Origin of the sequence: Sphingomonas vulcanisoli (assembly GCF_011761305.1) — a bacterium.
Taxonomy (GTDB): Bacteria; Pseudomonadota; Alphaproteobacteria; order Sphingomonadales; family Sphingomonadaceae; genus Sphingomonas_I; species Sphingomonas_I vulcanisoli.
In genome coordinates this window covers 123592-144479 of sequence record NZ_JAAOZC010000004.1, presented here as the reverse complement: position 1 = coordinate 144479, position 20888 = coordinate 123592, and the positions used below count along the sequence as shown (strand labels likewise).

Here is a 20888-nt window from a genome sequence, read left to right as displayed (position 1 = left end):
CCGGTGGTGGGAGGCCTTGAAGGCGTTGATCCTCCTATCCATCTGCAAACAATGAAAATCTTCACCATCGGCTATGAGAAAGCCACGCAACCTGAAGTTATTGATGCGCTCAAATCCGCGGGTGTCGCGCGGCTGATCGATGTGCGCGCGGTGCCCCTTTCGCGGCGGCCGGGCTTTTCCAAGAATATCCTCGCCAACGGGCTGCGCGATGCTGGGATCGAATATGTCAACCTCAAGGCGCTGGGCACGCCCGCGGAGGGGCGGGAGGCGGCGCGCAAGGGCAAGCATGATGTGCTGGAGAGGGTCTATGCGGGGCAGCTCGAACTGCCCGAGGCGATCGCGCAGGCGGCGCAGATGATCGGTCTGGCGGCGGAGAAGCCGAGTGCCTTGCTATGTTTCGAGCGGGAGCCTGGGGGCTGCCATCGGACCTTGCTGCTGAGGGCGGTGGCGCCGGATGCGGAGGTGGTGGACCTGTTTCCTTGATCCTCCCCTGCAAGGGGAGGGGGACCATGCGTAGCATGGTGGAGGGGTGTTTCGCTATCGAGAGGGTAATACCCCTCCGTCAGGCTTTGCCTGCCACCTCCCCTTTCAGGGGAGGATCGGCTTATCCCGCTACCGGCAGCATGATTGATCCGTCGGGCTCATGTTCCAATGGGCCGTAGGCGAGCACTGTTTCCAGCGTCATTTCGCCGTAGAGGTGCGGGAAGAGCTGGCCGCCGCGCGATTCCTCCCATCTGATCGCGTTCCCCAGCGTCTCAAGATCGACCGAGGCGATGTGGAGATCGCTTTGGCCGGCAAAATGCTTGGCGATGGTTTCGGCGAGCTGGGCGGCGGTGGAGAGGTGGATGTAGCCGTCGCTCAGGTCGATCGGCGCGCCGGCGAAGCGGCCGTGCGATTCCAGCTCCGCCATTTGAGGTGCGGTGAGGACTTTGTAGGCTACGGGTTCCATAGATGCTCCATAATCCCTCTCCCGCCTTCGCGGGAGAGGAGGGGCCTGTCGCCGCAGGCGATGGGAGGTGAGGGTCTTCTTCTTGGCCGTAGGCGCGACGGAGAAGAAGACCCTCACCCACCCCTCTCCCGCGGAAGGGTTCCCACAAAAGTAATACTTTTGTGGGGCCCGAAGGCGGGAGAGGGCTTCAATACGCTATTCGGGCGTGGGCCCTTCAGCCTCACCGCCATCGGACAGATCCTCGCCCGTATCGCCCTCCACCTGTGGATCCACCTCCGGCGAAACCGCCTCGATCTCACTGCGGACATCACCCTCTGCCTCGTCCTCGCTCTCCTCGATCCGCGCCGCCGAGACGACATGTTCGTCCTTGCCGACGTCGAACAGGCGCACGCCCGAGGAGCCGCGGCCGATCACGCGGGTGTCGCCGACCGACATGCGGATCAGCTTGGCCTGATCGGTGACGAGCATCAATTGCTCGCCATTATGCGCGGGGAAGCTGGCGACGACGGGGCCGTTGCGGCCGAGATTATCGATATTGGTGATGCCCTGGCCACCGCGGTTGGTGCGGCGATATTCATAGGCCGAGCTGCGCTTGCCATAGCCATTGGCGCAGACGGTCATCACGAATTCCTCGGCTGCCGCCATCTGCTCGACCAGCGCGGGATCGAGATCGCTCTCGCGTTCGCCTTCCTTCCACGGGGCGGCCTTGAGATATTTCTCCTTGGTCTCGCTATCCTTGTCCCATGGCGTGCCGCGCAGGATCGAGAGCGAGATCACCTCGTCGTCGCCGAGCAGCCGCGCACCGCGCACGCCCGCCGAGGTGCGGCTCTGGAATTCGCGGACGTCGGTCGCGGCGAAGCGGATCGCTTTGCCGTTGCGCGTGGCGAGCAGGACGTCGTCCTCTTCGGTCAGCAAGGTCACGCCGATCAGGCGATCGGTGGTGTTCTCGGCGTCATCCTCGTCGCTTTCGGAGAAGCGCATCGCGATCTTGCCGGCGGTGGGCACGCGGGTGAACTGATCCATGCTGTTGCGACGGACGAGGCCCTTGGCAGTCGCGAACAGGATGTGGAGATCCTTCCACTGCTCCTCATTCTCCGGCAGCGGCAGCACGGTGGAGATTGTCTCGCCCGCCGCCAGCGGCAGCAGGTTGACCATTGGCCGGCCGCGCGCCTGCGGGGCGCCCTCGGGCAGCTTCCACACCTTCATGCGATAGACTTTGCCCGCGGTGGAGAAGAACAGCACCGGTGTATGCGTGCTCGTCACGAACAATTTGGTGACCGCATCCTCATCCTTGGTCGCCATGCCCGAGCGGCCCTTGCCGCCGCGCGCCTGGGTGCGGAAGGTATCGAGTGGGGTGCGCTTGATGTAGCCGCCGAGCGTGACGGTGACGACCATGTCCTGCCGCTCGATCAGATCCTCGTCGTCGATATCGTCGCCGCCGGCGGTGATTTCAGTACGGCGCGGCGTGGAGAAAGCCGCGTCGATCGCGTCCAGCTCCTCGCCCATCACCTCGTAGAGCCGCGCGCGGTTGGCGAGGATTTCGAGCAGTTCGGTGATCGAGGCGGCCAGCGTCTCGAGCTCGCCGCCGATCTCGTCGCGACCGAGCGCGGTGAGGCTCGATAGGCGGAGTGCGAGGATCGCGCGGACCTGCGCATCGCTCATCCGATAGGTGTCGCCATCACTGGCACCATCGAACGCCTCGACCAGTTTGATATAGGGCGCGATCTCCGCGATCGGCCATTCGCGTTCGAGCAGCCGCGCGCGAGCCTCGGGCGGACCCTTAGATCCGCGGATGATTTTCACCACCTCATCGAGGTTCGAGACCGCCAGCACGAGGCCGAGCAAGACGTGCGCCCGATCGCGTGCCTTGAGCAACTCGAACTTCGAACGGCGGGTGATGACCTCTTCGCGGAAGCGGACGAACGCTTCGATGATGTCGCGGAGTGTCAGAACTTCGGGGCGGCCGCCGCGAAGCGCCAGCATGTTGGCGGGGAAGGAGGATTGCGCCTGCGTGTGTCGCCAGAGCTGGTTCAGCACGACTTCGGGCGTGGCATCGCGCTTGAGTTCGATGACGATGCGGACGCCGTGTCGGTTGCTCTCGTCGCGGATATCCGAGACGCCCTCGATACGCTTGTCCTTGGCGGCCTCGGCGATCCCCTCGACCAGGCCCGACTTGCCGACCTGATAGGGGATCTCGGTGAGGACGATCGACTGGCGATCGTTGCGTCCGGTCTCGACGACATGGCGCGAGCGCATCATGATCGATCCGCGGCCGAGCGTATAGGCGTTGCGCGCGCCGCCGCGGCCGAGGATCAGGCCGCCGGTCGGGAAATCGGGGCCGGGGACGATCTCGATCAGCTCTTCGTTGGTGATCAGCTCACCACCCAGCACTTCTTTCTGGATATAGGCGCGGCAGGCCGCGAGCACCTCGCCCAGGTTATGCGGCGGAATGTTGGTCGCCATGCCGACCGCAATGCCGCCCGCACCATTGACCAGCAGATTGGGAAAGCGGGCGGGGAGCACCAGCGGCTCGGTGCGCGAACCATCATAATTCGGGCCGAAATCGACCGTGTCCTTGTCGATATCTTCCAACAGCGCCATCGCCGGTTTGGACAGGCGCGCTTCGGTGTAGCGCATCGAAGCGGGCAGATCGGGGTCCATCGATCCGAAATTGCCCTGGCCATCGACGAGCATCACGCGCATCGCCCAATCCTGCGCCATGCGGGCCAGCGCCATGTAGATCGAGCTATCGCCATGCGGGTGATAGTTGCCCATGACGTCACCGACGATCTTGGCGGACTTGCGGTACGGCCGGCCGGGGACGAACCCGCCTTCCTGGCTGGCGTAGAGAATGCGGCGGTGGACGGGCTTGAGACCGTCGCGGACATCGGGGAGCGCGCGCGCCACGATCACGCTCATCGCGTAATCGAGGTAGCTCGACTTCATTTCATCGACGATGTTGATCGGAGAAATGTCGCTGCCTTCGGTGGGCGGCGGTACGGTGGCCAAATCGGTTTTCCTGTCAGATGGTGGCGCGGGCGCACCCGGCTTCCCTCATCTAGTCATTCCGGCACCGTCTGACCAGCCCGCGCGTACGCGTACGCGTACGTATACGCGCGCGAGGAATTTCCCAGACGCAGTTGGTTGCGCGATTGCAACCTTTCGGAGGCCGATGACTGTAAACTGCGACATTTTAAGACCTTAGTCGCGCGCATGAAGTCGCCGCAAAGCTTTCGCTAAAACAACAACGTGTTCAGTTGGAACTCACGGCCGATATGCGAATTTTGTGGTGACTGATGGAAGCCCGTGACCTTGCGGGGCGAAGTCCAGTTCCGCCGCTCGCGGGCGACGGTTGAGTATGAGGAGAGTTCGTCATGAAGAAGTTCATGCTTGCCGCGCTCGGCGCGGGTATTGCTTTGACCGCCACAACTTCCGCTTTCGCCGCTGATGGCTGCGGCCCCGGTGCGCATCGCGGTTATTATGGCCACTGCCGCTCCAATCGCGGCCCAGTGGTTGTCGGTGGACCCGGCCTTGTCGTGGGAACTTGGTACGATGGTCCGAACCGTGGCTATTGGGATGGCCACCGCTACTGGCAGCATCGTGAGCGCTGGCACGACGGCTGGCGCTATCGCTAAGCCGTCAGCTTGATCCCAGGTGATCGTGAGGGCGGAGGTTCCGAACGGAGCCTCCGCCCTTCGCTATGATTGGTCAGGCCCGGATGAATTGCCACGCATCATCGGTCGAGCCTTCCGCATTGTATCGATAGCCATCGCTGTCGAAGCCCTTCATCGCTTCGATATCCGTGATGTGATGCTCGCACATCCAGCGCGCCATCATGCCGCGGGCGCGCTTGGCGTTGAAGCTGACGAAGCGCGGACCGTCAGGGCCGGCCTCCCGGAAATCGATCGATACGATGCGTGTGCCCTTGGGTGGTGCCTGTTCGACGACATGCCAATATTCCTTGCTGGCGAGATTGAGGATGGTGTTCGATCCTGACGCCTCCAGCTCCTCGCCCAGCGCTTTGCTGACGCGATCGCCCCACCAGCCATACAGGTTCTTCTTGCGCCCTGGCGCCCAGGCGGTGCCCATCTCCAGCCGGTAGGGCCGCATGCTGTCGAACGGGCGCAGCACGCCATAGAGGCCGGAGAGGATGCGGAGATGATCCTGCGCGAAAGCCAGCGCGGGCGCCTCCAGCGTTTTGGCCTCGAAGCCCAGATAGACATCGCCGGCGAAGGCGCGGATCGCCGAGCGTTCTTCGCCCTCGGCGAATCCCCGGAAACGATCGACGTTCAGCGCCGCAAGTTTGTCCGAGATGTGCATCAGCTTGCCGAGCTTCTTCTTGGAAAGCTTCGCCGCCGCCGCCGCCAGCACCTCCGCTTCGGCGGCGAAACGCGGCGCGGTGACCGGATCGCCGGGCAGAGGACTTTTATAGTCGAGGGTCTTGGCGGGGCTGACGAGCGCGATCATCGCCTGCCGTTAGCAACGCGCGTCGCGTCGCGGAAGCGGAACCGGCGCCTTGCCCGCGCCTTTTCGCTCCACTATCGGGAACGCCGCATATGGTCGCGCGCGTCGCGCCATTCGAAGGAGTAGGAGATGAAGGCGATGAAGACGGTTTCCACGATCGCTCTGGCCTGCGCGCTGGCGCTGGGCGCGATGGCGGGATCGCCCGCGTTGGCGAAGAAGGAGCCCGAAGCGGCGGCCGCCCCCAAGCCTTCGGCCAAGGTGCTGCCGCTCGCGGTCGAGATCCAGACCGCGCTAGGGAAGAAGGATTATGAAACGGCCAAGGCCAAGCTCGCTGCGGTCGAGCCGCTGATCGCGACCGACGACGACAAGCTGTTTGTCGGCCAGTTCTACCTGCAAACCGGCCAGGGCGTGAACGATAACGCGATGATCCTGCACGGCATCGATCTGATGATCGCCAGCAACAAGGCCGCCCCGTCCATCCTGCCCGCGCTTTATGCGAACCAGGGCACGCTGGCCTATAACGCCAAGGATTATGCCAAAGCCAATCAGGCGATGATGCAGGCGTTCAACCTTGGCTCGACCGATCAGAACGTCGTTCCCGTGCTGTTCGAAACGATGCGGTCGCAGCCGTTGAAGGCGCTGCAATTCCTCAACGAGGCGATCGATAAGGCCAACGCCGCGGGCAAGCCCGTGCCCAACGAGTGGTACGGCCAGGGCTTCAACATCGCCTATCAGGTGAAGAGCAGTTCACCGGACTATGCCGCCGTTCGTCAGCAGGCGAGCGGCCTGATCAAGAAGTGGGTCGTTGCCGTGCCGAAGGGCGACGTTTGGCACGACGCGATGATCTTCTTCATGGAAGGTGCAGTCGGCGATAATGATTACAAGATCGACGCCAACCGCCTGTTGCTGGCCTCGGGCGGCTTGCACAATGCAAACGAATATCTGGAATATGCCGAGTTGGTCTATCTGAGGTTCCCCGGCGAGGCGAAGGCCGTGCTGGATGCGGGCGTGAAGAAGGGCCTCGTCAATTTCGCCACCAACCGCAACGCCAGCGAAATCAACCAGATCGCGACCACCAAGATGCCGGCCGACAAGGCCTCGCTCGCAGCCAGCGACAAGAGCGCGCGCGCCGCGGCGACGGGCAAGGCCGCGCTTTCGACCGCGGACGCCTATCTCGGTTATGGCGAGTATGCGAAGGCGCTCGATCTCTACAATGTCGCGCTGCAGAAGGGCGGCGTCGACGCCAACGTTGTCAACACGCGGATCGGCATTGCGCTGTACAAGTCCGGCGATGCTGCGGGCGCGAAGGCGGCCTTCGCCAAGGTCACCGGCCAGCGCAAGGATCTCGCTGATCTCTGGGCGATCCTGATCGATCACCCCAGCCAGGGGTAAAGGCTGAAAAATCCTCCCGGCACGGGGAGGGGGGGGCATGCGAAGCATGGTGGAGGGGGCTCTCAACGCGCGCTGCGCCCGGTAGAGACCCCCTCCGTCAGGCCTTCAGCCTGCCACCTCCCCGTGCCGGGGAGGATGACTAAGCTTCGATCGGTACGCCCATCTCATCCTTGCAGGTGCGGATGGTGAGGCTGGTCTTGACGCTGGCGACGTTGGGGGCGGGCGTCAGTTTCGAGGTCAGGAAGGCCTGAAAGCTCTGCAGATCGTGTGCGACGATCTTGAGCACGAAATCGATCTCGCCATTGAGCATATGGCATTCGCGCACTTCGGGCAGCGCCGAGACGTGCGCCTCGAACGCCCGCAGCGCATCCTCGGCCTGGCTTTTGAGGCTGACCATCGCGAAGATGGTGATGCCGTAATCGAGCTGCGCGCCGTTCAGCCGGGCGTGATAGCTTTTGATGAAGCCGCGCTCTTCCAGCGTGCGGACGCGGCGCAGGCAGGGCGGCGCGGTAAGCCCGACTTCGGCGGCGAGATCGACGTTGGTGATGCGGCCATCGCGTTGCAGGATCGCAAGAATCTTGCGATCGATGCTGTCGAGGGGCGCCTGTGCCATGCGGGCCACGTATAATAATATTTCGTGTCTCCGCAACGTCGCGCAGCATTTGATGCGATTGCATCGGCGGATGGACCCGCGTAGTTTTCGGCTCTGGGCGGCACGGGGGACGCGGGTTGCGCTACGACGATCGCATCGAGACAGTGCTCGGTTGGGACGCCGACAATGCGGCGGCGCGTGGCCGCGCCTGGACCCAGTTGATCGATCTGATCGCGCAGGGCGGCGATGCCGCTGTGATGGCGCAGGCGGTCGAGCGTGCACAGATTCTCCGCAAGGACATCTCCTCCGAACAGCGGCGCGCGAGCGCGGTGCGGGCCGCGCAAGCCGGCGTTTCCGGCGCTCTGTTGGCGTTTTTCGCTGAGGAAGCGGATATCGCCCGGCCCTTGCTGGCGGCGGCGCAGTTGCATGAGGGCGAGTGGGGCGCGCTCTTGCCGCGACTTGACTCCCGCGCCCGCGCGATCCTTGCCGCGCGCCACGATCTGCCGGCGGGAATTGCGCAGGCGCTGGCGCCTCCCGCTGCAACTCAAATCGTCGATCTCCTCGCGCGGATCGAGGCGTTTCAGCAGGAGCGGTCCGAAGCGGCGCCAGCGTTGGAGAGCTTTGCCTTTTCGATCGATGCCGAGGGCGCCTTCTTCGATGCCGATGGCACGGCGCTGGGGCCGAGGCTTGGCGCCGAACCGCAAGGCGTCGACGGCCAGGCGATCGGAGCGTGGCGCGCCAAGATGGCGATGGCCGACGCCAGGCTCGAAATCGCGGAGGGACCGTGCGCGGGTGTCTGGCGGGTCGCCGCCTCGCCGATCATCGATAAGGCGGGGCTTCTGTTGGGATACCGCGGTGTGGCGCGTCTGCCGCGCGCCGATGAGGTCGCGGCACCGACTACGCCGTCCACAGCCGTGGTCGGCTCGGAAAGCGACGATTTTCTGCGCGCCGTGCATCGGCTGCGCGATCCGCTGACGGCACTGGGCGAGGCCGAGCTTCCGGGCGGCGATGCCATTACGATCGCGCGTGAAGTCGCCGAGCAGGGCCAGGCGTTGGCCGATGCGATCGGCCGCTTCGAGGACATGGCGATCCGCGCGCATGACGCGCCGCTCGATCTCGGATCGATGTTGGAGCGGCTGCACGGTGCCTTGGGGCCGCTCGCCGAGGCGCGCGGGTTGGTGCTCGATTTCCGTATCCCGCGCGATCTGCCGCCTGCCGATGTCGAGCCCGAGGAACTGGAGCGGATGGTGACGCGGCTCGTCACCTCGGTGGTGCCGCTGGGGCGCAAGCGCGAGCGGATCGTCGCCCGGCTGGCGCGCGATCGGGAACAGCGCCGCCGCCTGACGCTGACGATCACGCGGCCCGGCAGGCTCGTCGGGCGCGGCGCCGATCAGCTCCGCGATCCGGATAGCCAGGATGCGGCGATGCTCGCGTTGGGCTTCGCCTTGCGGCTGGTCGAGAAGCTCGCCGATCAGGTGGGCGGTACGCTCAGCATCGCCGACGATCGTCTGATCCTTTCCTTGCCGGCGCGATCTGGACAGGCAAGAGGCGGTGCGGTTATTGCCGCGCCCGTGGGCCTGTAGCTCAACGGTTAGAGCTGGCCGCTCATAACGGCTAGGTTGCGGGTTCGAGTCCTGCCGGGCCCACCAAAATACTTTTCCTCGTCCGATGTGGACCTGGCTTTTTGGCGACGTCTTGGCGGTATGCGCCAAACGCTGAACTATCTGTTTCTCATCGTTGGTCTGCCGGTCGTGCTCGTGCTGATGACCATCCCGCGCGGGCGCGCCTGGCTTTACGAACTCGTCAACTGGTAGGCTTGAGCGGCGGCGCGTCGAGCGGCGCGGCACCGCCCAGCCAGCGGCTGATCGCCACGACGCGGGGCTGATTATCGGCCATATCGCGGCGGAGCAGGCTGATCTGCTCGCGGGTGGTGCCGCCGATCGTGACGCGGCCGCGCGCCCAATAAAAATCGGATTTGAAGCCGGCCGCCGCGGGTACGCGCGATCGGGCGGCGATGAAATCGCCCTCGGTCAGCAATCCCAGCCGCGCGCGGCGATTGGCGAGGAGCCTGCCGAGGATCGGATCGCCAAGCAGCACCGAGAGCATCGCCTCATCGGCATCGTTGACGTTGATGCGGTTCATGTCGGGCGGCAGCACCGTGCAGAGCGCTGCCAGCTTGGCGATCGTGGCAGGGTCGATGCCGGCAAGGCCGAGCTGCGCGATGCTGGAAATCGGGCCGACCGCCTTGAACAGCGCGAGCATCTTGATCGTGGTGTCAGGTGGCAGTTTGAGCGCCTGAACGATCGCGGGCAGCAGGATCAGCGAGGGTCCGTCGTTCTTGGCGAGCGCATTGAGATTGAGCTTCGCCTGCGCGTCTGCCACCAGCAGCGTGAAGCGGCCACCCGCGATCTTGCGATCCGTGTCCGAAATCCGCGCCCAGGCCTCGGTCTGATCGTCGCTGTCGGGGTGCTGGACCATATCGCGGCGAAGCGCGGCGATGGCGGAAAGCTCGGCACCCTGCAGCACGGCGTCGGCGCTTGCCGCCTCGTGGAGGCGGGTGGAGCGTGCGATGCCTGCGTTTTCGGCGATCAGGATCGCGGCGATCAGCCCGCTCGCCAGCGCCACCATCAGCAGCACGTTGATCAGCGCGAGGCCTTGTTCGTGTTCGGGGATAAGCTTCACGGGTGCGCCGGCAGGACAATGATGCGGCGAAGCGTGCCGTTCGGCTTGAGCGCGATGTCCGCCCCGATCGCGGCGGGCCAGGCATCGGGCTGGCGGGGATCGGCGGGCCAGCTGGCGCGCCAGCCGATCGGGCGGACGAAGAAGCTCCAGTGCAAGGCGGTGACATCGGGCAGGATCGGCTGGCGGACGCCGTTGACGGTGCGGGTCAGCACCTGTCCCTCCATCGCATAGCTGACGAGCTGATCGCCGGCGGCGCCGGTGCCCGCATGGCGTCCGAAGCTCAGCCGATTGCCCTGCAGCAGGATCGGCGCGGGCGCGATCTGGCGGATATCGGCATCGATCAACGTCGTCGCGCGCTGGAGATCGGCGAGGCGATCAAGCCGCTGCTCGACCCGCGCCCGCGCGCCGATCACGCTGTTCACCAGCGCCGCGCCCGCGATGCTGATCAGCGCGAGCAAGGCCAGCGCCACCATCATCTCGATCAGCGTGAAGCCGGCCTCTCTGGCGTCGATCGGTTCCACTTATTCTCCGCCTTCGCGCCGAAGTGAATCAGAAGCGCGCCGACCCGATGGGCCGGTCCGATGACAGCGGCATGATGCGGGATATAGTGCGGATATGGAAGCACTTCCAAAGCCCTGGGGCAGGGGCGAACAGGGGCTGACATTGGTGGAGATGCTGATCGTGCTGGCGATCATCGGCGTCGTCGCGGGGCTGAGCGTGCTGGCGATCGGCGGTGGCGATCGCGGTCGATCGGCAAACGCGGAAGGGCGGCGGCTCGCGGCACGGCTGCGGCTGGCGGCGGACGATGTGCGGATCGACGAAAGGCCGACGGCCTTCGCCTGGGACGAGAAAGGCTATGGCTTCGTCGATTGGGACGCCAAGGCGGGCAAGTGGCGGCCCGATAAGGTCGACGAGCTGGCACGGCACGATCTGCCGAACGGGCTCAAGCTGACCACGCAACCCGCGGCGGGCACATTGCCGATCGCGCCCGATGGCACCGGCGGTGCGATCGATCTTATACTCGGCACGGTCGCGGTGCATTTCGACGGGCTCAGCGCCACCGCTACGAGCGTGGCGTCATGATGCGGCCGGGCGAGCAGGGGTTCACGCTGATCGAGGCTTTGGTCGCGCTCGCCATCCTTGCCATCGCCAGCGCCGGGCTGATCCGCGCGCTGGAAGGCTCGATCGATGCCGCGCGCGGGCTGGAGCGGCGCGCGGGCGCGCAATGGGTGGCGGAAAACCGCCTTGCCGAACTGCAGCTGGGTGAGAAGGCGATCGACCTTCATCCCATTGAGCCGATGTTAGGCGAGGCGTGGCACGTCGGGCAGGAGATCGGCGCGAGCGACGATCCGGACGTGCGTCAGGTGATGGTTTCCGTGTCCGATGCGAAGGGGGCCAGGATGGCGAGTTTGCGCGGTTTTCTCGATGCGGGGACGGTGAGCCGATGAGGATATGGCTGTTCTCCGGTGCGGCGCTTCTAGCCGCTGCGCCCTTGTCCGCGCAGCCTGCCGCGCCCAATCAGATTTCGTCGACGCTGCAACCCCGCCTCGCCGCGCTGGCCCATTCGGCCCCGGCGCGGGTCGGCATCGCTGCGATCGACCTCACCAATGGCGAGATGGTTTCGGTCAACGGCGCTGACCGCTTTCCGATGGCGAGTACGGTCAAGGTGGCGATCGCCGCCGCCTTCCTCCATCAGGTTCAACTTGGCCGCCAGAGCCTCGACCGGGTCTACAGCATGGCGGCGGACGAGCGGCGCAAGGCCTCGCGGATCGGCAATATGAGGGGCTTCGGCCGCACGGCCAGCGGCGCCGATCTGATCGATCTGATGCTCACGCGCAGCGACAATAGCGCGGCGGACATCCTGCTTGGCGCGGTTGGCGGCACCGTCGCGGTGGGCGAATGGCTGCATCAGGCGGGCGTTACCGGCCAGCGTGTCGATCGCTCGATCGCGGATTTGCTGAGCGCGCGCGAGGTCAAGACGCGCGTTGAGGTCGGCCGGAAGCGGCACAAGCATTGGATCACCGTCACCGTGCCCAAATCCGCGCCGGTGGGCGACGTCCGCGACAGTTCGACGCCTGAGGCGATGGCGACCCTTCTTGCCAAGCTGCGCAGCGGCGATCTGCTCGATAGCCAGCATACCGCCTATCTGTTCGATGTGATGGCACGCTGCCGGACCGGTGCGCATCGGCTCAAGGCGATGCTGCCCGGCGATGCGCTGATCGCACACAAGACGGGCACGCTGGACGGCGTCTCCAACGATGTCGGCATCATCTCGCTGCCCAACGGCCATGAGCTTGCCGTCGCGGTGTTCGAGCAAGGCAGCGGCGGCCACGGGCCGCGCGATCGCAACATCGCCCAGCTCGGGCGGATGCTCTACGATGGCTTCGGCACGCTCCCCATCGATTTCGGGATGAGCGAGGGGCATTGATACTCCCGCCGACCATCGATCCTCCCCTGCAAGGGGAGGTGGCAGCCCATAGGGCTGACGGAGGGGTGTCACCCCATCGATACGCGATACCCCTCCGACGCGCTGCGCGCGCCACCTCCCCTTCAAGGGGAGGACTTACGAGCGCGGGTGGACACCGTGAAGCTTGGTGAGATCGAATTCGAAGGTTTCGCGGCTGTCGTCGATCATGTCGTCAAATTCATGATCGATCAGGATATCCTTGCGCCGGTAGCTGGTGCCGCCAATCGCCTGGCTGGCAAGCAGGGTATCGATGCCGCTGATCGTCGCGGTCAGGCGAAACTCGCCGCCCGCCAGCAGGGCCTGATACATATCGGAGGCCTCGTCGATCTCGTGGACCAGCGTCCAGTTGAAGACGAGCTGGGGGTGATGCGACTGGACCAGCGGCAGATCGACAAGCTGACGAAAGCTGCGGCCATCGTTCAGCGTTATCTTGCGCACCCAGGAGAGCTGCGCGGTGCAATCGGCGATCGCGCGGAGCCGGGTCGAGGCCAGGCGGATCATCAGCAGCCGCTGGTTCTCGCGCCTGCCCACCACTGCGACATTGGCAAATTCGAAACTGGTGCGCGGCCGCGCGAAGCGCGCGAAGATCAGCCCGGTGATCGTCGCCGAAAAGAACAGGCCGAGCAGGATTTCGGCGGCGGCGATCAGGTGGCCGAGGTGCGTGGCCGGCGCCATATTGCCGTAGCCGACGGTGCCCAACGTCTCCACCGAGAAGAAAAAACCATCGGCGACCGATCCGGGCTGCGCGTTAATCAACGCGCCGGGCAGCGCCGCATAGAGCAGCCCGAACAGCAGGTTGATGCCGACGAAAACGAGGCTGACGAGAGCGATGAACGTCGGCCAGCTCATCTCCATCGTCGCATAATAGATATCGCTGATCGGCGGCGGCGTACCGATTTTCACCGCGCGGATCGTGCCGAGATCGATGGTGCGACGGCGCTTGCGCGGGCTCATTGGTCCGGTCCGCTCAGCGTCATCGCGATCTGCTGTCCATCACGGAGGATCGTCAACGGGATTGTGCCACGGGCGCCGTCAAGTGTGCGCGAGAGCTCGGATGCGCCGGAGATCGGTGCGCCGTTGACTGCCAGGACGATGTCGGCGGCGTGCAGCCCGGCCTTGTCGGCGGCCGAGCCCGGAACCACCCAGCTGATCACCGCGCCGCGCTGGCGATCAGTAGCGAGCCGGCGCGCGAGGACGGGCGTGAGGTCGTCAGGCACGATGCCCAACGCGCGCGTCGGCGAGCCCGAGCGCAGCATCTGGCTGACCACGCGCGCGGCGACATTGCCGGGCAGATAGGGCGTGCCGCGCTTGCCGTCCGCCGGCATGGCGATGCCGAAGACATCGCCGTCGCTGTCGATCAGAGGCGCGCCGACGAGAACGGGATCGAGCGCGGGCGTGGCGCGGATCGTGCCGGCGTTATGGGCATGATCGACGAGATAGTCCGCCGCGACGATTCCCGTCTGGATCGCGCAGCGTTGGCCGGGCGCGACGAAGGGGATCAGGCCCGATGCGCCGATGCGCGGGAAATCTTCGTCGGAAAAATCGAGTGTAGTCAGGCCCTTGCCATCGACCTTTAGCAGGACGAGCCCGGTCGCGGGATCGGACGCGCGAAGCTCGGCTTCGGCATTGCTGCCGTCGGGCATCTGCACGCTGATCGGCCCTTGCGGATGCGCCCCCGGTGCCATCGCCAGCACATACCCATCGTCGCTGACGAAAAAGCCGTTGGTGATCGGCGGGGGAGGAGGCATCGCGCGCTTCGCTTTGTGCCCCTTAGGCAGATTCGCTACGGAAGGGGTCGGGAGCAGGCCGTTGACTTGGACGATCGCGGGGCAGGTCGCCTCGACCAGATCGGGCAGCCGCTCAGCAAAGCCCTGCGCGCCGATATCGCGGCGGATCGGCGCGGTCACGCGCTGCTCGACCGTGACAACGCGCGGCCACAAGGTCGCGCCGATGACCGCGCCGATGCCCACAAGGAGCAGGATAAGCAGGGCGGTGCCGAGCAGGCGGGGGAAAGAGGTATGCGTCTCGTCCATCATTCCCCGAACAGCGCGCGCTGGGATTTTTCGATCTCCTCGGTATAGCGCTTGCGGACGAAGGTTTCGGAGACGAGGCCAAGAATGGTGCGATCGGGCGCGACCACGGCGAGATCGTCGGCTTCCTCCTCCTCGAAAATGCGCATGATCGTCACCGCGTCATGCTCGGGCGCCAGCGCGCGATCGGTGAGCACGGCGATCGAAGAGAGCGGGGCTTCCGGCTGCACGTCTTCGCCATAAGCCGCGATCGTGGCGGCAAGCCCGGCATAGCCGCCCTCCGTTCCGGTCAGGATCACCTTGCGCGCCGCGCCCAGAGGAAAGCGGCGGCGGAATTCGGCGATCGTCGCGGTGGCCGCGATCGTCGGCGCATTGCCCTGCATCAGATTGCCCGCAGTCAAATTCTTGATCCAGCCGATGTCGCGCGCGCTGCGCACCGTCTCGCCGCGCGTGTGCAGCCGCCAGGTGGAGAAGGAATAGCCGAACGTCTCGCGCACCAAAGTGCTGGCGCAGAGCGTGGCGGCGATCGCGGTGCCGGTCAGCGCGAAATCGTGCGTCGTTTCCAGCACCAGCATCGACATGGTCATTGGCCCGCCGACCACCGAAACCGCCATCGCCGCCATGCCGATCACCGCCGCATCGCTGGGATCGACGGGGTTGGCGCCGGGGATCAGCGCGATCACGCCGGAGAAGATCTGGCCGACCAGCGATCCCAGAAACAGCGAGGCGAAGAACAGGCCGCCACGGAAACCGAAACCCAGCGAGACGGCGGAGGCGAGCGCCTTCAACAGGAAGATCTGGATCAGCAGCACAAGCCCGATCTGCGTGGTGAGATCGAGGTGGAGCGCGCCGTGCCCCGCCGAGAGCGTCTGCGGGCTCGCCCAGGCCAGCGGGATCAGCAGCAGGCCGCCGGCGATCGGCCGATAGATGTCCGGGATCGGCGAGCGTCGGACACCGATCTCCAGCAAAGTCACCAGGCGCATCAAGGCGATACCGAGCAAAGCGCAGAACAGGCCCAACGATGCGTAGAGGAGATAATCCCAGGTCAGGATCGCCGAGGCGCTGGGCAGCGCGATCAGATAGGCGTGCGCGCCTGAGCTACGGACGATTACCGAAGCGGCCAGCGATGCGGTCAACACGGGTGCGATGGCGGCGGGCGTATAGGCGCCGATCACGATCTCGAACGCATAGAATGCGCCGGTCAGCGGCGCCCCGAACGCCGCACCCACCGCGGCGCCCGCGCCCGCGCCGACCAGGATGCGCAAGTCCGCGCGCCGCAGCCGGAGCCATTGCCCCGCCACAGAGGCGATGCCGCCGCCGATCTGCGCATAGGCCGCCTCCAGCCCCACCGATGCGCCTGCACCGTTGGACAGCAGGGTCTGGGCGGAAACCTGCAGACTGTCGCGGATCGGAATGACGCCGCCGTTGAGCGCATTGGCCTCGACCACGTCGATCGGGGGCCGCTTGCGGCGGCGGAGCATCAGCCCGAAACCCGCGAGCACCGCGCCGCCGATCGGCAAAGCAAGCAAGCGCAACGGCGCGACATGATCCTGCGCGCTCAGCCGCGCATCACTATCGATATTGTAAATCCATACCTGCAGGCCATGCGCGATGCCGCTCTGGAGCAAAGTGCCGATGCCTGCCGCGATGCCGATCATCAGCGCGACCAGGATCAGCGCGGCTTCGCTGGTGCGAACGGTGCGGCGCAGGCGAACCACCGCCGGCGCCATCCAGTGCGCGCTCTGGCTCGCCACCTGCATCGCGCGCGCCGATCCGCCGAAGGGCGCAAGGAAACCGTCCGCCATCTCGCGCGCGAAATGGCGGCGCGCGTCCGCGGCGCTTTCGACCGCCGGCCCCTCTTCGGGGCGGGCGTCGCGCGGCGCGTCGGCTTCGGGCGGGGTCGTCAAATCCATCCCCCAAAGTCTCTAACGGAAGTTTCTGCGCATCGGAACTGCACTAAAATCCTCCCCTGCAAGCGGAGGGGGACCATCCGAAGGATGGTGGAGGGGTATCCCGCTATCCAAAAGGGTGACACCCCTCCGTCATCGCTGCGCGATGCCACCTCCCCTTGCAGGGGAGGATCGAAGCGACCCCTTCCGGCAGCGTACGTTTCCGCGCATAGGATGGTGCAGCACCAAGGAGAGATCATGATCCCTACCCCCGATTGGGACGAACCCTGCATTCTCACCGGCGACGGCACCGAGCATCGCGGCACGCTCGCCGAACTGGTGCTGATCGCCACCCGGGAGGAAATAGGCGACCGGCCGGAGTATCTGCTCGTCTCCGGGCATCTCGGCGAGGTGGATAATGAGCAATTAGAAGGCCTGCGCCGACGCCCTGATTTCCCGGGCCTTTCCTAAGGTATGGCGCAACGCCCGCACGGCCTCCCTTCGCGCCAGCAAATCCTCGATTTCATCGCATCGAGCGCCACACCCGCCGGCAAGCGCGAGATCGCACGCGCTTTCGGGCTGCATGGGCAGGAGAAGATCACGCTCAAGGCGCTGCTCAAGGACATGGCCGATGAAGGGCTGATCGATAGCGCCCCCGGCCGCGCCTTCCACAAGATGGGCGGCATTCCCAAGGTGACGGTGCTGCGCGTGGTCGAGATCGAGGGCGCGACGGTGATCGCGGTGCCCGAAAGCTGGCACGGCGATGCTGCGCCGCCCAAGCTCCGCGTGATCGATCGTGGGCGCAGGGGCACGGCATTCGGCATCGGCGATCGCATGCTGGCGCGGACCGAGGAGGCCGGGAACGGCTGGGTCGCGCATCCGATGAAGCGGCTGGCGCGCGGCGAGGAACTGGTGCTCGGCGTTTTGCGGCTTGAGGGCGATCGGCTGTGGCTCAAGCCCGTCGAGAAGAACGAACGGCGCGAGCTGCTGGTCTCCGATGCGGGCGATGCGGGGCCGGGCGATCTCGTCATGGCGGAGAAGACCGGGCGGCCGCCGCGGATTACTGCGCGCGTCACCGAGAAGCTTGGCAAGCCGTTCGAGGCCAAGAGCTTCAGCCTGATCGCAATCCATAAGCACAACATTCCCGATCGCTTCCCCGAAGAGGTGATCGCCGAGGCCGAAAGGATGGCGAAGGAGCCGCTGGGCGAAGGCCGTGAGGATCTCCGCCACCTGCCGATCGTCGCGATCGATCCCGTCGATGCGCGTGACCATGACGATGCGGTGTGGGCGGCGGCGGATGAGGATCCGGGCAATGCCGGCGGCTTCAAGGCGATCGTCGCGATTGCCGATGTCGCTTATTACGTCCGCCCCGACAGCGCGCTGGACAAGCAGGCGAGGAAGCGCGGCAACAGCGTCTATTTCCCCGATCGCGTCGTGCCGATGCTGCCCGAGACGCTTTCGGCGGATATCTGCTCCTTGAAAGAGAGCAAGGACCGCGCCGCGCTTGCCTGCCATCTGACGATCGCGAAGAACGGCGCGCTCAAGGCGTGGAAATTCACCCGCGCCGTCATCCGCGTCGCGGCGAATATCGCTTATGAGGATGCACAGGCGCTTGTTGACGGCGAGCGTGTCTCGACTTCGCTCGACACGAACGGAGGAGAGAGCCGTTCGTCCCGAGCGAAGTCGAGGGACGTGGCCCCCGATCTGCTGGAAACCGCACTCAAACCCCTTTGGGCCTGCTGGGCCGTGCTCGCCAAGGCCCGCGCCGCGCGCGAGCCGCTCGATCTCGATCTGCCCGAACGGCGCGTGGTGCTCGATGAGAAAGGCCGTATCCTCTCGGTCGCCCCGCGCGAACGGCTCGATTCGATGCGGCTGATCGAGGATTATATGATCGCCGCCAACGTCGCCGCCGCGAAGGCGCTGGAGGCGAAGAAGGCGCAGGTGATGTACCGCGTCCACGAGCCGCCGAGCCGCGAGAAGCTCGTCGCGCTCAAGGAGTATCTCGCCACCTTCGATATCGCCTTCGCGCTGGGCCAGGTCGTGAAGCCCGCGACCTTCAACCGCATCCTCGCGAAGCTAGACGACCATGACTCGCGCCCGCAGATCATGGAGCAGGTGCTGCGAACCCAGACTCAGGCCTATTACGCGCCGGCCAACCACGGCCACTTCGGCCTGTCGCTCGGCAGCTACGCCCACTTCACCTCGCCGATCCGCCGCTATTCGGACCTTTTGGTGCATCGCGCGCTGGTTGGTGCTTATGATCTTGCCCCCGCGGTCCAGCAGACGCGGCTCGCGCCCGCCGATGCCGCCGATCTCTCGATGGTCGGTGAGTTGATCTCGGCCGCCGAGCGGCGCGCGATGGCGGCGGAGCGCGAGACGATCGATCGCTATGTTGCGGCGTTCCTGTCCGAAAAGGTCGGCGAGGTGTTGGAGACGCGGATCACCGGCGTCCGCGCGTTCGGCTTCTTCGCGACAGTGGAAGGGCTGGGCGGCGACGGCCTCGTTCCCGCCTCGACATTGGGCGACGAATATTTCCGCTACGACGAAGCCTCGCAATCCCTGATCGGCGAGCAGAGCGGTGAGCGTTTCTTCCCGGGCCAGCGTCTACCGTTGCGGCTGGTCGAAGCCGACCCGATCGGCGGCGCGTTGCGCTTCGCGTTGCCCGATGGCGCGGAACGCGCGCCGATGCGGCCATCGCGCGGCGGCCCGCGCAAGGATCGGCGCCCGACCGGACGGCGCGGGCGTCCGGCCAATATCCGGCATCGCTGATGTTTTCGTCACCCCGGACGTGTTCCGGGGTCCACCCCACCACAAACTCCGGAGCTTGAGGATGGGTGGATGCCGGGACAAGCCCGGCATGACGGTCAGGGCAGGGGCAGCGGCTCCCCGCCCTCAAGCACGTGGGTGCAGCTATTAGGGGCCTCATCGGCCTCCAGCGCCGCCACCGTCGTCCAGCCCTCGCGCCGCAGCGCCGCTGCCGCTTCGGGATCATGCCCGACCGGTAGGAAAACGCGCCGCGCTTCCTCGACACCCAAACCGATATCCACCAGCGGATCGAGGAACAGCGAGAAACCCACCGCGGGTTCCTCCGCCTCATCATTGTGGATCAAAGTGTAAGCGCCGCCGCGCCCGATCTCGCCCGCCAGCCCGTGGCCGAACAGCGAGAAACCGATCCAGGTCTGATATTCGAAGCCGTGCCGCTCGGTGGGATCGAGCGTCAGCGTCACCGTGCCGCCGATGGCCCTGGCGATCGCCTCGACACCCGCGATACGGCTTTCCAGCGCTGCCATGGCGGGCAGCGCGCGGAGTTTCGGCAAAGCAGTCTCGATCGGCCCGCAGGCTTCGAGCAGGGGAAGATAATCACTCGCACCCGCCGCCGCGAGGCCGCCCGCGTCCTTGGCATCCAGCAATGCCCGCACTTCCCGCGTCTTGCTGGGCGATAGCGGCAGGGGTCCGGCGCTCAACGTCTCGATCAGATCGGGCAGGGTGAGATCAATCGTGATGTCGGTCACGCCTGCGGCCTTGAGCGCGTCCAACGCGACGCGCAGCACCTCGGTCACCGCCGCCACCGTATCGCTGCCGATCAGTTCCGCGCCTGCCTGTGCCAGCTCGCGCTCGGGACGGAGCTGGGTCGCGCGCAGCTTCACCACCTGCCCGCCGTAAGCAAGACGGAGCGGACGGGGGGCGTGTGCCATCCGCGTCGCCGCGATCCGCCCGACCTGCGCGGTAAGATCGGGGCGCAGCGCCAGCGTCCGCTGCGAGACCGGATCAACCACCCGCAACAGATCCTGCGCGCGTGACGATTTGAGCCGCCCGAGCAATTCCTCCTCGAACTCGGCCAGCGGCGGCGACACGCGCGCATATCCATGCCGCCCGATCGCCACGATCACGCGGTGCATCAGCCGGGACGCGGCCTCCGCCTGCGGCGGCAGCCGATCGCGCAACCCTTCGGGGAGGAGGCCGGGAGTGATGGTCATCTAAGCCCCTCTCCCCATCGGGGAGAGGGGGTGGGGAGAGGGGGAGTCCGATCGGCGAGCGCCACGCCGATAGCGGTCAGCGCCCCCTCCAAATTCCCCATCACCTCTGAATTGGTGAACCGGATCACACGATAGCCCTGTTGTTCGAGAAAGCTTGTTCGGCGCGCGTCATACTCGGTTCGTGCGCCATGTGTATCCCCGTCGATCTCGATCTCGAGCTTGGCGGAGCGTGCGGCGAAGTCGAGAATGTAAGGCTCGACAACGACTTGGCGGGCGAATTTCATGCCGTTGAAGCGATGAGCGCGGAGGGCGGCCCAGAGGTGCCCTTCTATGGGCGTTTGGTTGGTGCGGAGCGTGCGGGAGCGTGCCTTTAGTGCTTCGTCTATCTTTGGCACTGCCCCTCTCCCCAACCCTCTCCCCAAAGGGGAGAGGGAGCCTGTTACGCC

At 65.8% G+C, this 20888-nt stretch carries 20 protein-coding genes and 1 tRNA gene; 10 read left to right on the top strand and 11 right to left on the bottom strand.

Annotation, left to right across the window (positions count from 1 at the left end):
• Positions 1 to 51: 51 nt before the first annotated feature.
• Positions 52 to 483, top strand: a complete 432-nt coding sequence (locus FHS31_RS09465; RefSeq protein WP_167073142.1) for a DUF488 domain-containing protein — start codon at positions 52 to 54, stop codon at positions 481 to 483.
• Positions 484 to 604: 121 nt separating this feature from the next.
• On the opposite strand, the gene FHS31_RS09460 is transcribed toward FHS31_RS09465, so the two are convergent.
• Positions 605 to 949, bottom strand: coding sequence for a DUF952 domain-containing protein (locus FHS31_RS09460; protein WP_167073141.1), 345 nt, complete (start codon positions 947 to 949; stop codon positions 605 to 607).
• Positions 950 to 1144: 195 nt separating this feature from the next.
• Positions 1145 to 3958: a DNA gyrase subunit A gene (gene gyrA / locus FHS31_RS09455; RefSeq protein WP_167073140.1), complete on the bottom strand. Its 2814-nt coding sequence runs from the start codon at positions 3956 to 3958 to the stop codon at positions 1145 to 1147.
• Between the two features lie 365 nt (positions 3959 to 4323).
• On the opposite strand from gyrA, the gene FHS31_RS09450 reads away from it, so the two are divergent.
• The gene (locus FHS31_RS09450; protein ID WP_167073139.1) at positions 4324 to 4584 is read left to right on the top strand and encodes a GCG_CRPN prefix-to-repeats domain-containing protein; all 261 of its coding nucleotides are present in this window, start codon (positions 4324 to 4326) and stop codon (positions 4582 to 4584) included.
• A 73-nt stretch (positions 4585 to 4657) separates the two neighbouring features.
• On the opposite strand, the gene yaaA is transcribed toward FHS31_RS09450, so the two are convergent.
• Complete coding sequence (gene yaaA / locus FHS31_RS09445; RefSeq protein ID WP_167073138.1) at positions 4658 to 5416, bottom strand: peroxide stress protein YaaA; 759 nt, start codon at positions 5414 to 5416, stop codon at positions 4658 to 4660.
• Positions 5417 to 5542: 126 nt separating this feature from the next.
• On the opposite strand from yaaA, the gene FHS31_RS09440 reads away from it, so the two are divergent.
• Positions 5543 to 6805, top strand: coding sequence for a hypothetical protein (locus FHS31_RS09440; RefSeq protein WP_167073137.1), 1263 nt, complete (start codon positions 5543 to 5545; stop codon positions 6803 to 6805).
• Between the two features lie 139 nt (positions 6806 to 6944).
• On the opposite strand, the gene FHS31_RS09435 is transcribed toward FHS31_RS09440, so the two are convergent.
• Positions 6945 to 7418 carry an Lrp/AsnC family transcriptional regulator gene (locus FHS31_RS09435; protein WP_167073136.1) on the bottom strand — a complete coding sequence of 158 codons (474 nt, stop codon included), beginning with the start codon at positions 7416 to 7418 and terminating at the stop codon, positions 6945 to 6947.
• A 116-nt stretch (positions 7419 to 7534) separates the two neighbouring features.
• On the opposite strand from FHS31_RS09435, the gene FHS31_RS09430 reads away from it, so the two are divergent.
• Positions 7535 to 8980 (top strand): histidine kinase, encoded by a 1446-nt coding sequence (locus tag FHS31_RS09430; protein WP_167073135.1) that lies wholly within the window; start codon positions 7535 to 7537, stop codon positions 8978 to 8980.
• Positions 8971 to 9046 (top strand) — tRNA-Ile (locus FHS31_RS09425). Before FHS31_RS09430 ends, FHS31_RS09425 begins: the two co-directional genes overlap by 10 nt.
• 154 nt (positions 9047 to 9200) lie before the next feature.
• Here the strand turns inward: FHS31_RS09425 and FHS31_RS09420 are convergent.
• Together FHS31_RS09420 and FHS31_RS09415 are read right to left on the bottom strand one after the other, a co-directional pair.
• Entirely contained in the window at positions 9201 to 10079 is an 879-nt protein-coding gene (locus FHS31_RS09420; RefSeq protein WP_167073134.1) for a type II secretion system protein GspK, read from the bottom strand.
• Entirely contained in the window at positions 10076 to 10600 is a 525-nt protein-coding gene (locus tag FHS31_RS09415) for a prepilin-type N-terminal cleavage/methylation domain-containing protein (RefSeq protein WP_167073133.1), read from the bottom strand. The genes FHS31_RS09420 and FHS31_RS09415 overlap by 4 nt, the downstream gene beginning before the upstream one ends.
• 94 nt (positions 10601 to 10694) lie before the next feature.
• Between FHS31_RS09415 and FHS31_RS09410 the strand changes: the two genes are divergently transcribed.
• Genes FHS31_RS09410 through bla form a run of 3 tightly spaced genes read left to right on the top strand, consistent with a single transcriptional unit; the run spans position 10695 to position 12507 of the window.
• Positions 10695 to 11162 (top strand): prepilin-type N-terminal cleavage/methylation domain-containing protein, encoded by a 468-nt coding sequence (locus tag FHS31_RS09410; protein ID WP_167073132.1) that lies wholly within the window; start codon positions 10695 to 10697, stop codon positions 11160 to 11162.
• Positions 11159 to 11527, top strand: coding sequence for a type II secretion system minor pseudopilin GspI (gene gspI / locus FHS31_RS09405; RefSeq protein WP_243843382.1), 369 nt, complete (start codon positions 11159 to 11161; stop codon positions 11525 to 11527). Before FHS31_RS09410 ends, gspI begins: the two co-directional genes overlap by 4 nt.
• Positions 11524 to 12507: a class A beta-lactamase gene (gene bla / locus FHS31_RS09400; protein ID WP_167073131.1), complete on the top strand. Its 984-nt coding sequence runs from the start codon at positions 11524 to 11526 to the stop codon at positions 12505 to 12507. Before gspI ends, bla begins: the two co-directional genes overlap by 4 nt.
• Positions 12508 to 12642: 135 nt before the next feature.
• Here the strand turns inward: bla and FHS31_RS09395 are convergent, their stop codons facing one another.
• The 3 genes from FHS31_RS09395 to FHS31_RS09385 are packed head-to-tail and all read right to left on the bottom strand — an operon-like array spanning position 12643 to position 16306.
• The gene (locus tag FHS31_RS09395; RefSeq protein ID WP_167073130.1) at positions 12643 to 13500 is read right to left on the bottom strand and encodes an ion channel; all 858 of its coding nucleotides are present in this window, start codon (positions 13498 to 13500) and stop codon (positions 12643 to 12645) included.
• Entirely contained in the window at positions 13497 to 14579 is a 1083-nt protein-coding gene (locus FHS31_RS09390; RefSeq protein WP_167073129.1) for a S1C family serine protease, read from the bottom strand. The genes FHS31_RS09395 and FHS31_RS09390 overlap by 4 nt, the downstream gene beginning before the upstream one ends.
• Complete coding sequence (locus tag FHS31_RS09385) at positions 14579 to 16306, bottom strand: chloride channel protein (protein ID WP_167073341.1); 1728 nt, start codon at positions 16304 to 16306, stop codon at positions 14579 to 14581. Before FHS31_RS09385 ends, FHS31_RS09390 begins: the two co-directional genes overlap by 1 nt.
• 417 nt (positions 16307 to 16723) lie before the next feature.
• On the opposite strand from FHS31_RS09385, the gene FHS31_RS09380 reads away from it, so the two are divergent.
• Positions 16724 to 16936 carry a hypothetical protein gene (locus FHS31_RS09380; protein WP_167073128.1) on the top strand — a complete coding sequence of 71 codons (213 nt, stop codon included), beginning with the start codon at positions 16724 to 16726 and terminating at the stop codon, positions 16934 to 16936.
• Between the two features lie 3 nt (positions 16937 to 16939).
• Entirely contained in the window at positions 16940 to 19234 is a 2295-nt protein-coding gene (locus FHS31_RS09375) for a ribonuclease R family protein (protein WP_167073127.1), read from the top strand.
• A 95-nt stretch (positions 19235 to 19329) separates the two neighbouring features.
• On the opposite strand, the gene FHS31_RS09370 is transcribed toward FHS31_RS09375, so the two are convergent.
• The gene (locus FHS31_RS09370; RefSeq protein ID WP_167073126.1) at positions 19330 to 20442 is read right to left on the bottom strand and encodes an ATP phosphoribosyltransferase regulatory subunit; all 1113 of its coding nucleotides are present in this window, start codon (positions 20440 to 20442) and stop codon (positions 19330 to 19332) included.
• A complete protein-coding gene (locus FHS31_RS09365) occupies positions 20439 to 20837 on the bottom strand; it encodes a DUF559 domain-containing protein (protein ID WP_167073125.1) in 399 nt (132 codons plus the stop codon). The genes FHS31_RS09370 and FHS31_RS09365 overlap by 4 nt, the downstream gene beginning before the upstream one ends.
• Positions 20838 to 20888: the final 51 nt, after the last annotated feature.

Excerpts from the sequence above, each read along its gene's own strand:
- FHS31_RS09465 (WP_167073142.1), top strand. The coding sequence starts at position 52 with ATGAAAATCTTCACCATCGGCTATGAGAAAGCCACGCAACCTGAAGTT.
- FHS31_RS09460 (WP_167073141.1), bottom strand. The coding sequence starts at position 949 with ATGGAACCCGTAGCCTACAAAGTCCTCACCGCACCTCAAATGGCGGAG.
- FHS31_RS09450 (WP_167073139.1), top strand. The coding sequence starts at position 4,324 with ATGAAGAAGTTCATGCTTGCCGCGCTCGGCGCGGGTATTGCTTTGACC.
- yaaA (WP_167073138.1), bottom strand. The coding sequence starts at position 5,416 with ATGATCGCGCTCGTCAGCCCCGCCAAGACCCTCGACTATAAAAGTCCT.
- FHS31_RS09440 (WP_167073137.1), top strand. The coding sequence starts at position 5,543 with ATGAAGGCGATGAAGACGGTTTCCACGATCGCTCTGGCCTGCGCGCTG.
- FHS31_RS09435 (WP_167073136.1), bottom strand. The coding sequence starts at position 7,418 with ATGGCACAGGCGCCCCTCGACAGCATCGATCGCAAGATTCTTGCGATC.
- FHS31_RS09410 (WP_167073132.1), top strand. The coding sequence starts at position 10,695 with ATGGAAGCACTTCCAAAGCCCTGGGGCAGGGGCGAACAGGGGCTGACA.
- gspI (WP_243843382.1), top strand. The coding sequence starts at position 11,159 with ATGATGCGGCCGGGCGAGCAGGGGTTCACGCTGATCGAGGCTTTGGTC.
- bla (WP_167073131.1), top strand. The coding sequence starts at position 11,524 with ATGAGGATATGGCTGTTCTCCGGTGCGGCGCTTCTAGCCGCTGCGCCC.
- FHS31_RS09395 (WP_167073130.1), bottom strand. The coding sequence starts at position 13,500 with ATGAGCCCGCGCAAGCGCCGTCGCACCATCGATCTCGGCACGATCCGC.
- FHS31_RS09390 (WP_167073129.1), bottom strand. The coding sequence starts at position 14,579 with ATGGACGAGACGCATACCTCTTTCCCCCGCCTGCTCGGCACCGCCCTG.
- FHS31_RS09385 (WP_167073341.1), bottom strand. The coding sequence starts at position 16,306 with ATGGCGCCGGCGGTGGTTCGCCTGCGCCGCACCGTTCGCACCAGCGAA.
- FHS31_RS09380 (WP_167073128.1), top strand. The coding sequence starts at position 16,724 with ATGATCCCTACCCCCGATTGGGACGAACCCTGCATTCTCACCGGCGAC.
- FHS31_RS09375 (WP_167073127.1), top strand. The coding sequence starts at position 16,940 with ATGGCGCAACGCCCGCACGGCCTCCCTTCGCGCCAGCAAATCCTCGAT.
- FHS31_RS09370 (WP_167073126.1), bottom strand. The coding sequence starts at position 20,442 with ATGACCATCACTCCCGGCCTCCTCCCCGAAGGGTTGCGCGATCGGCTG.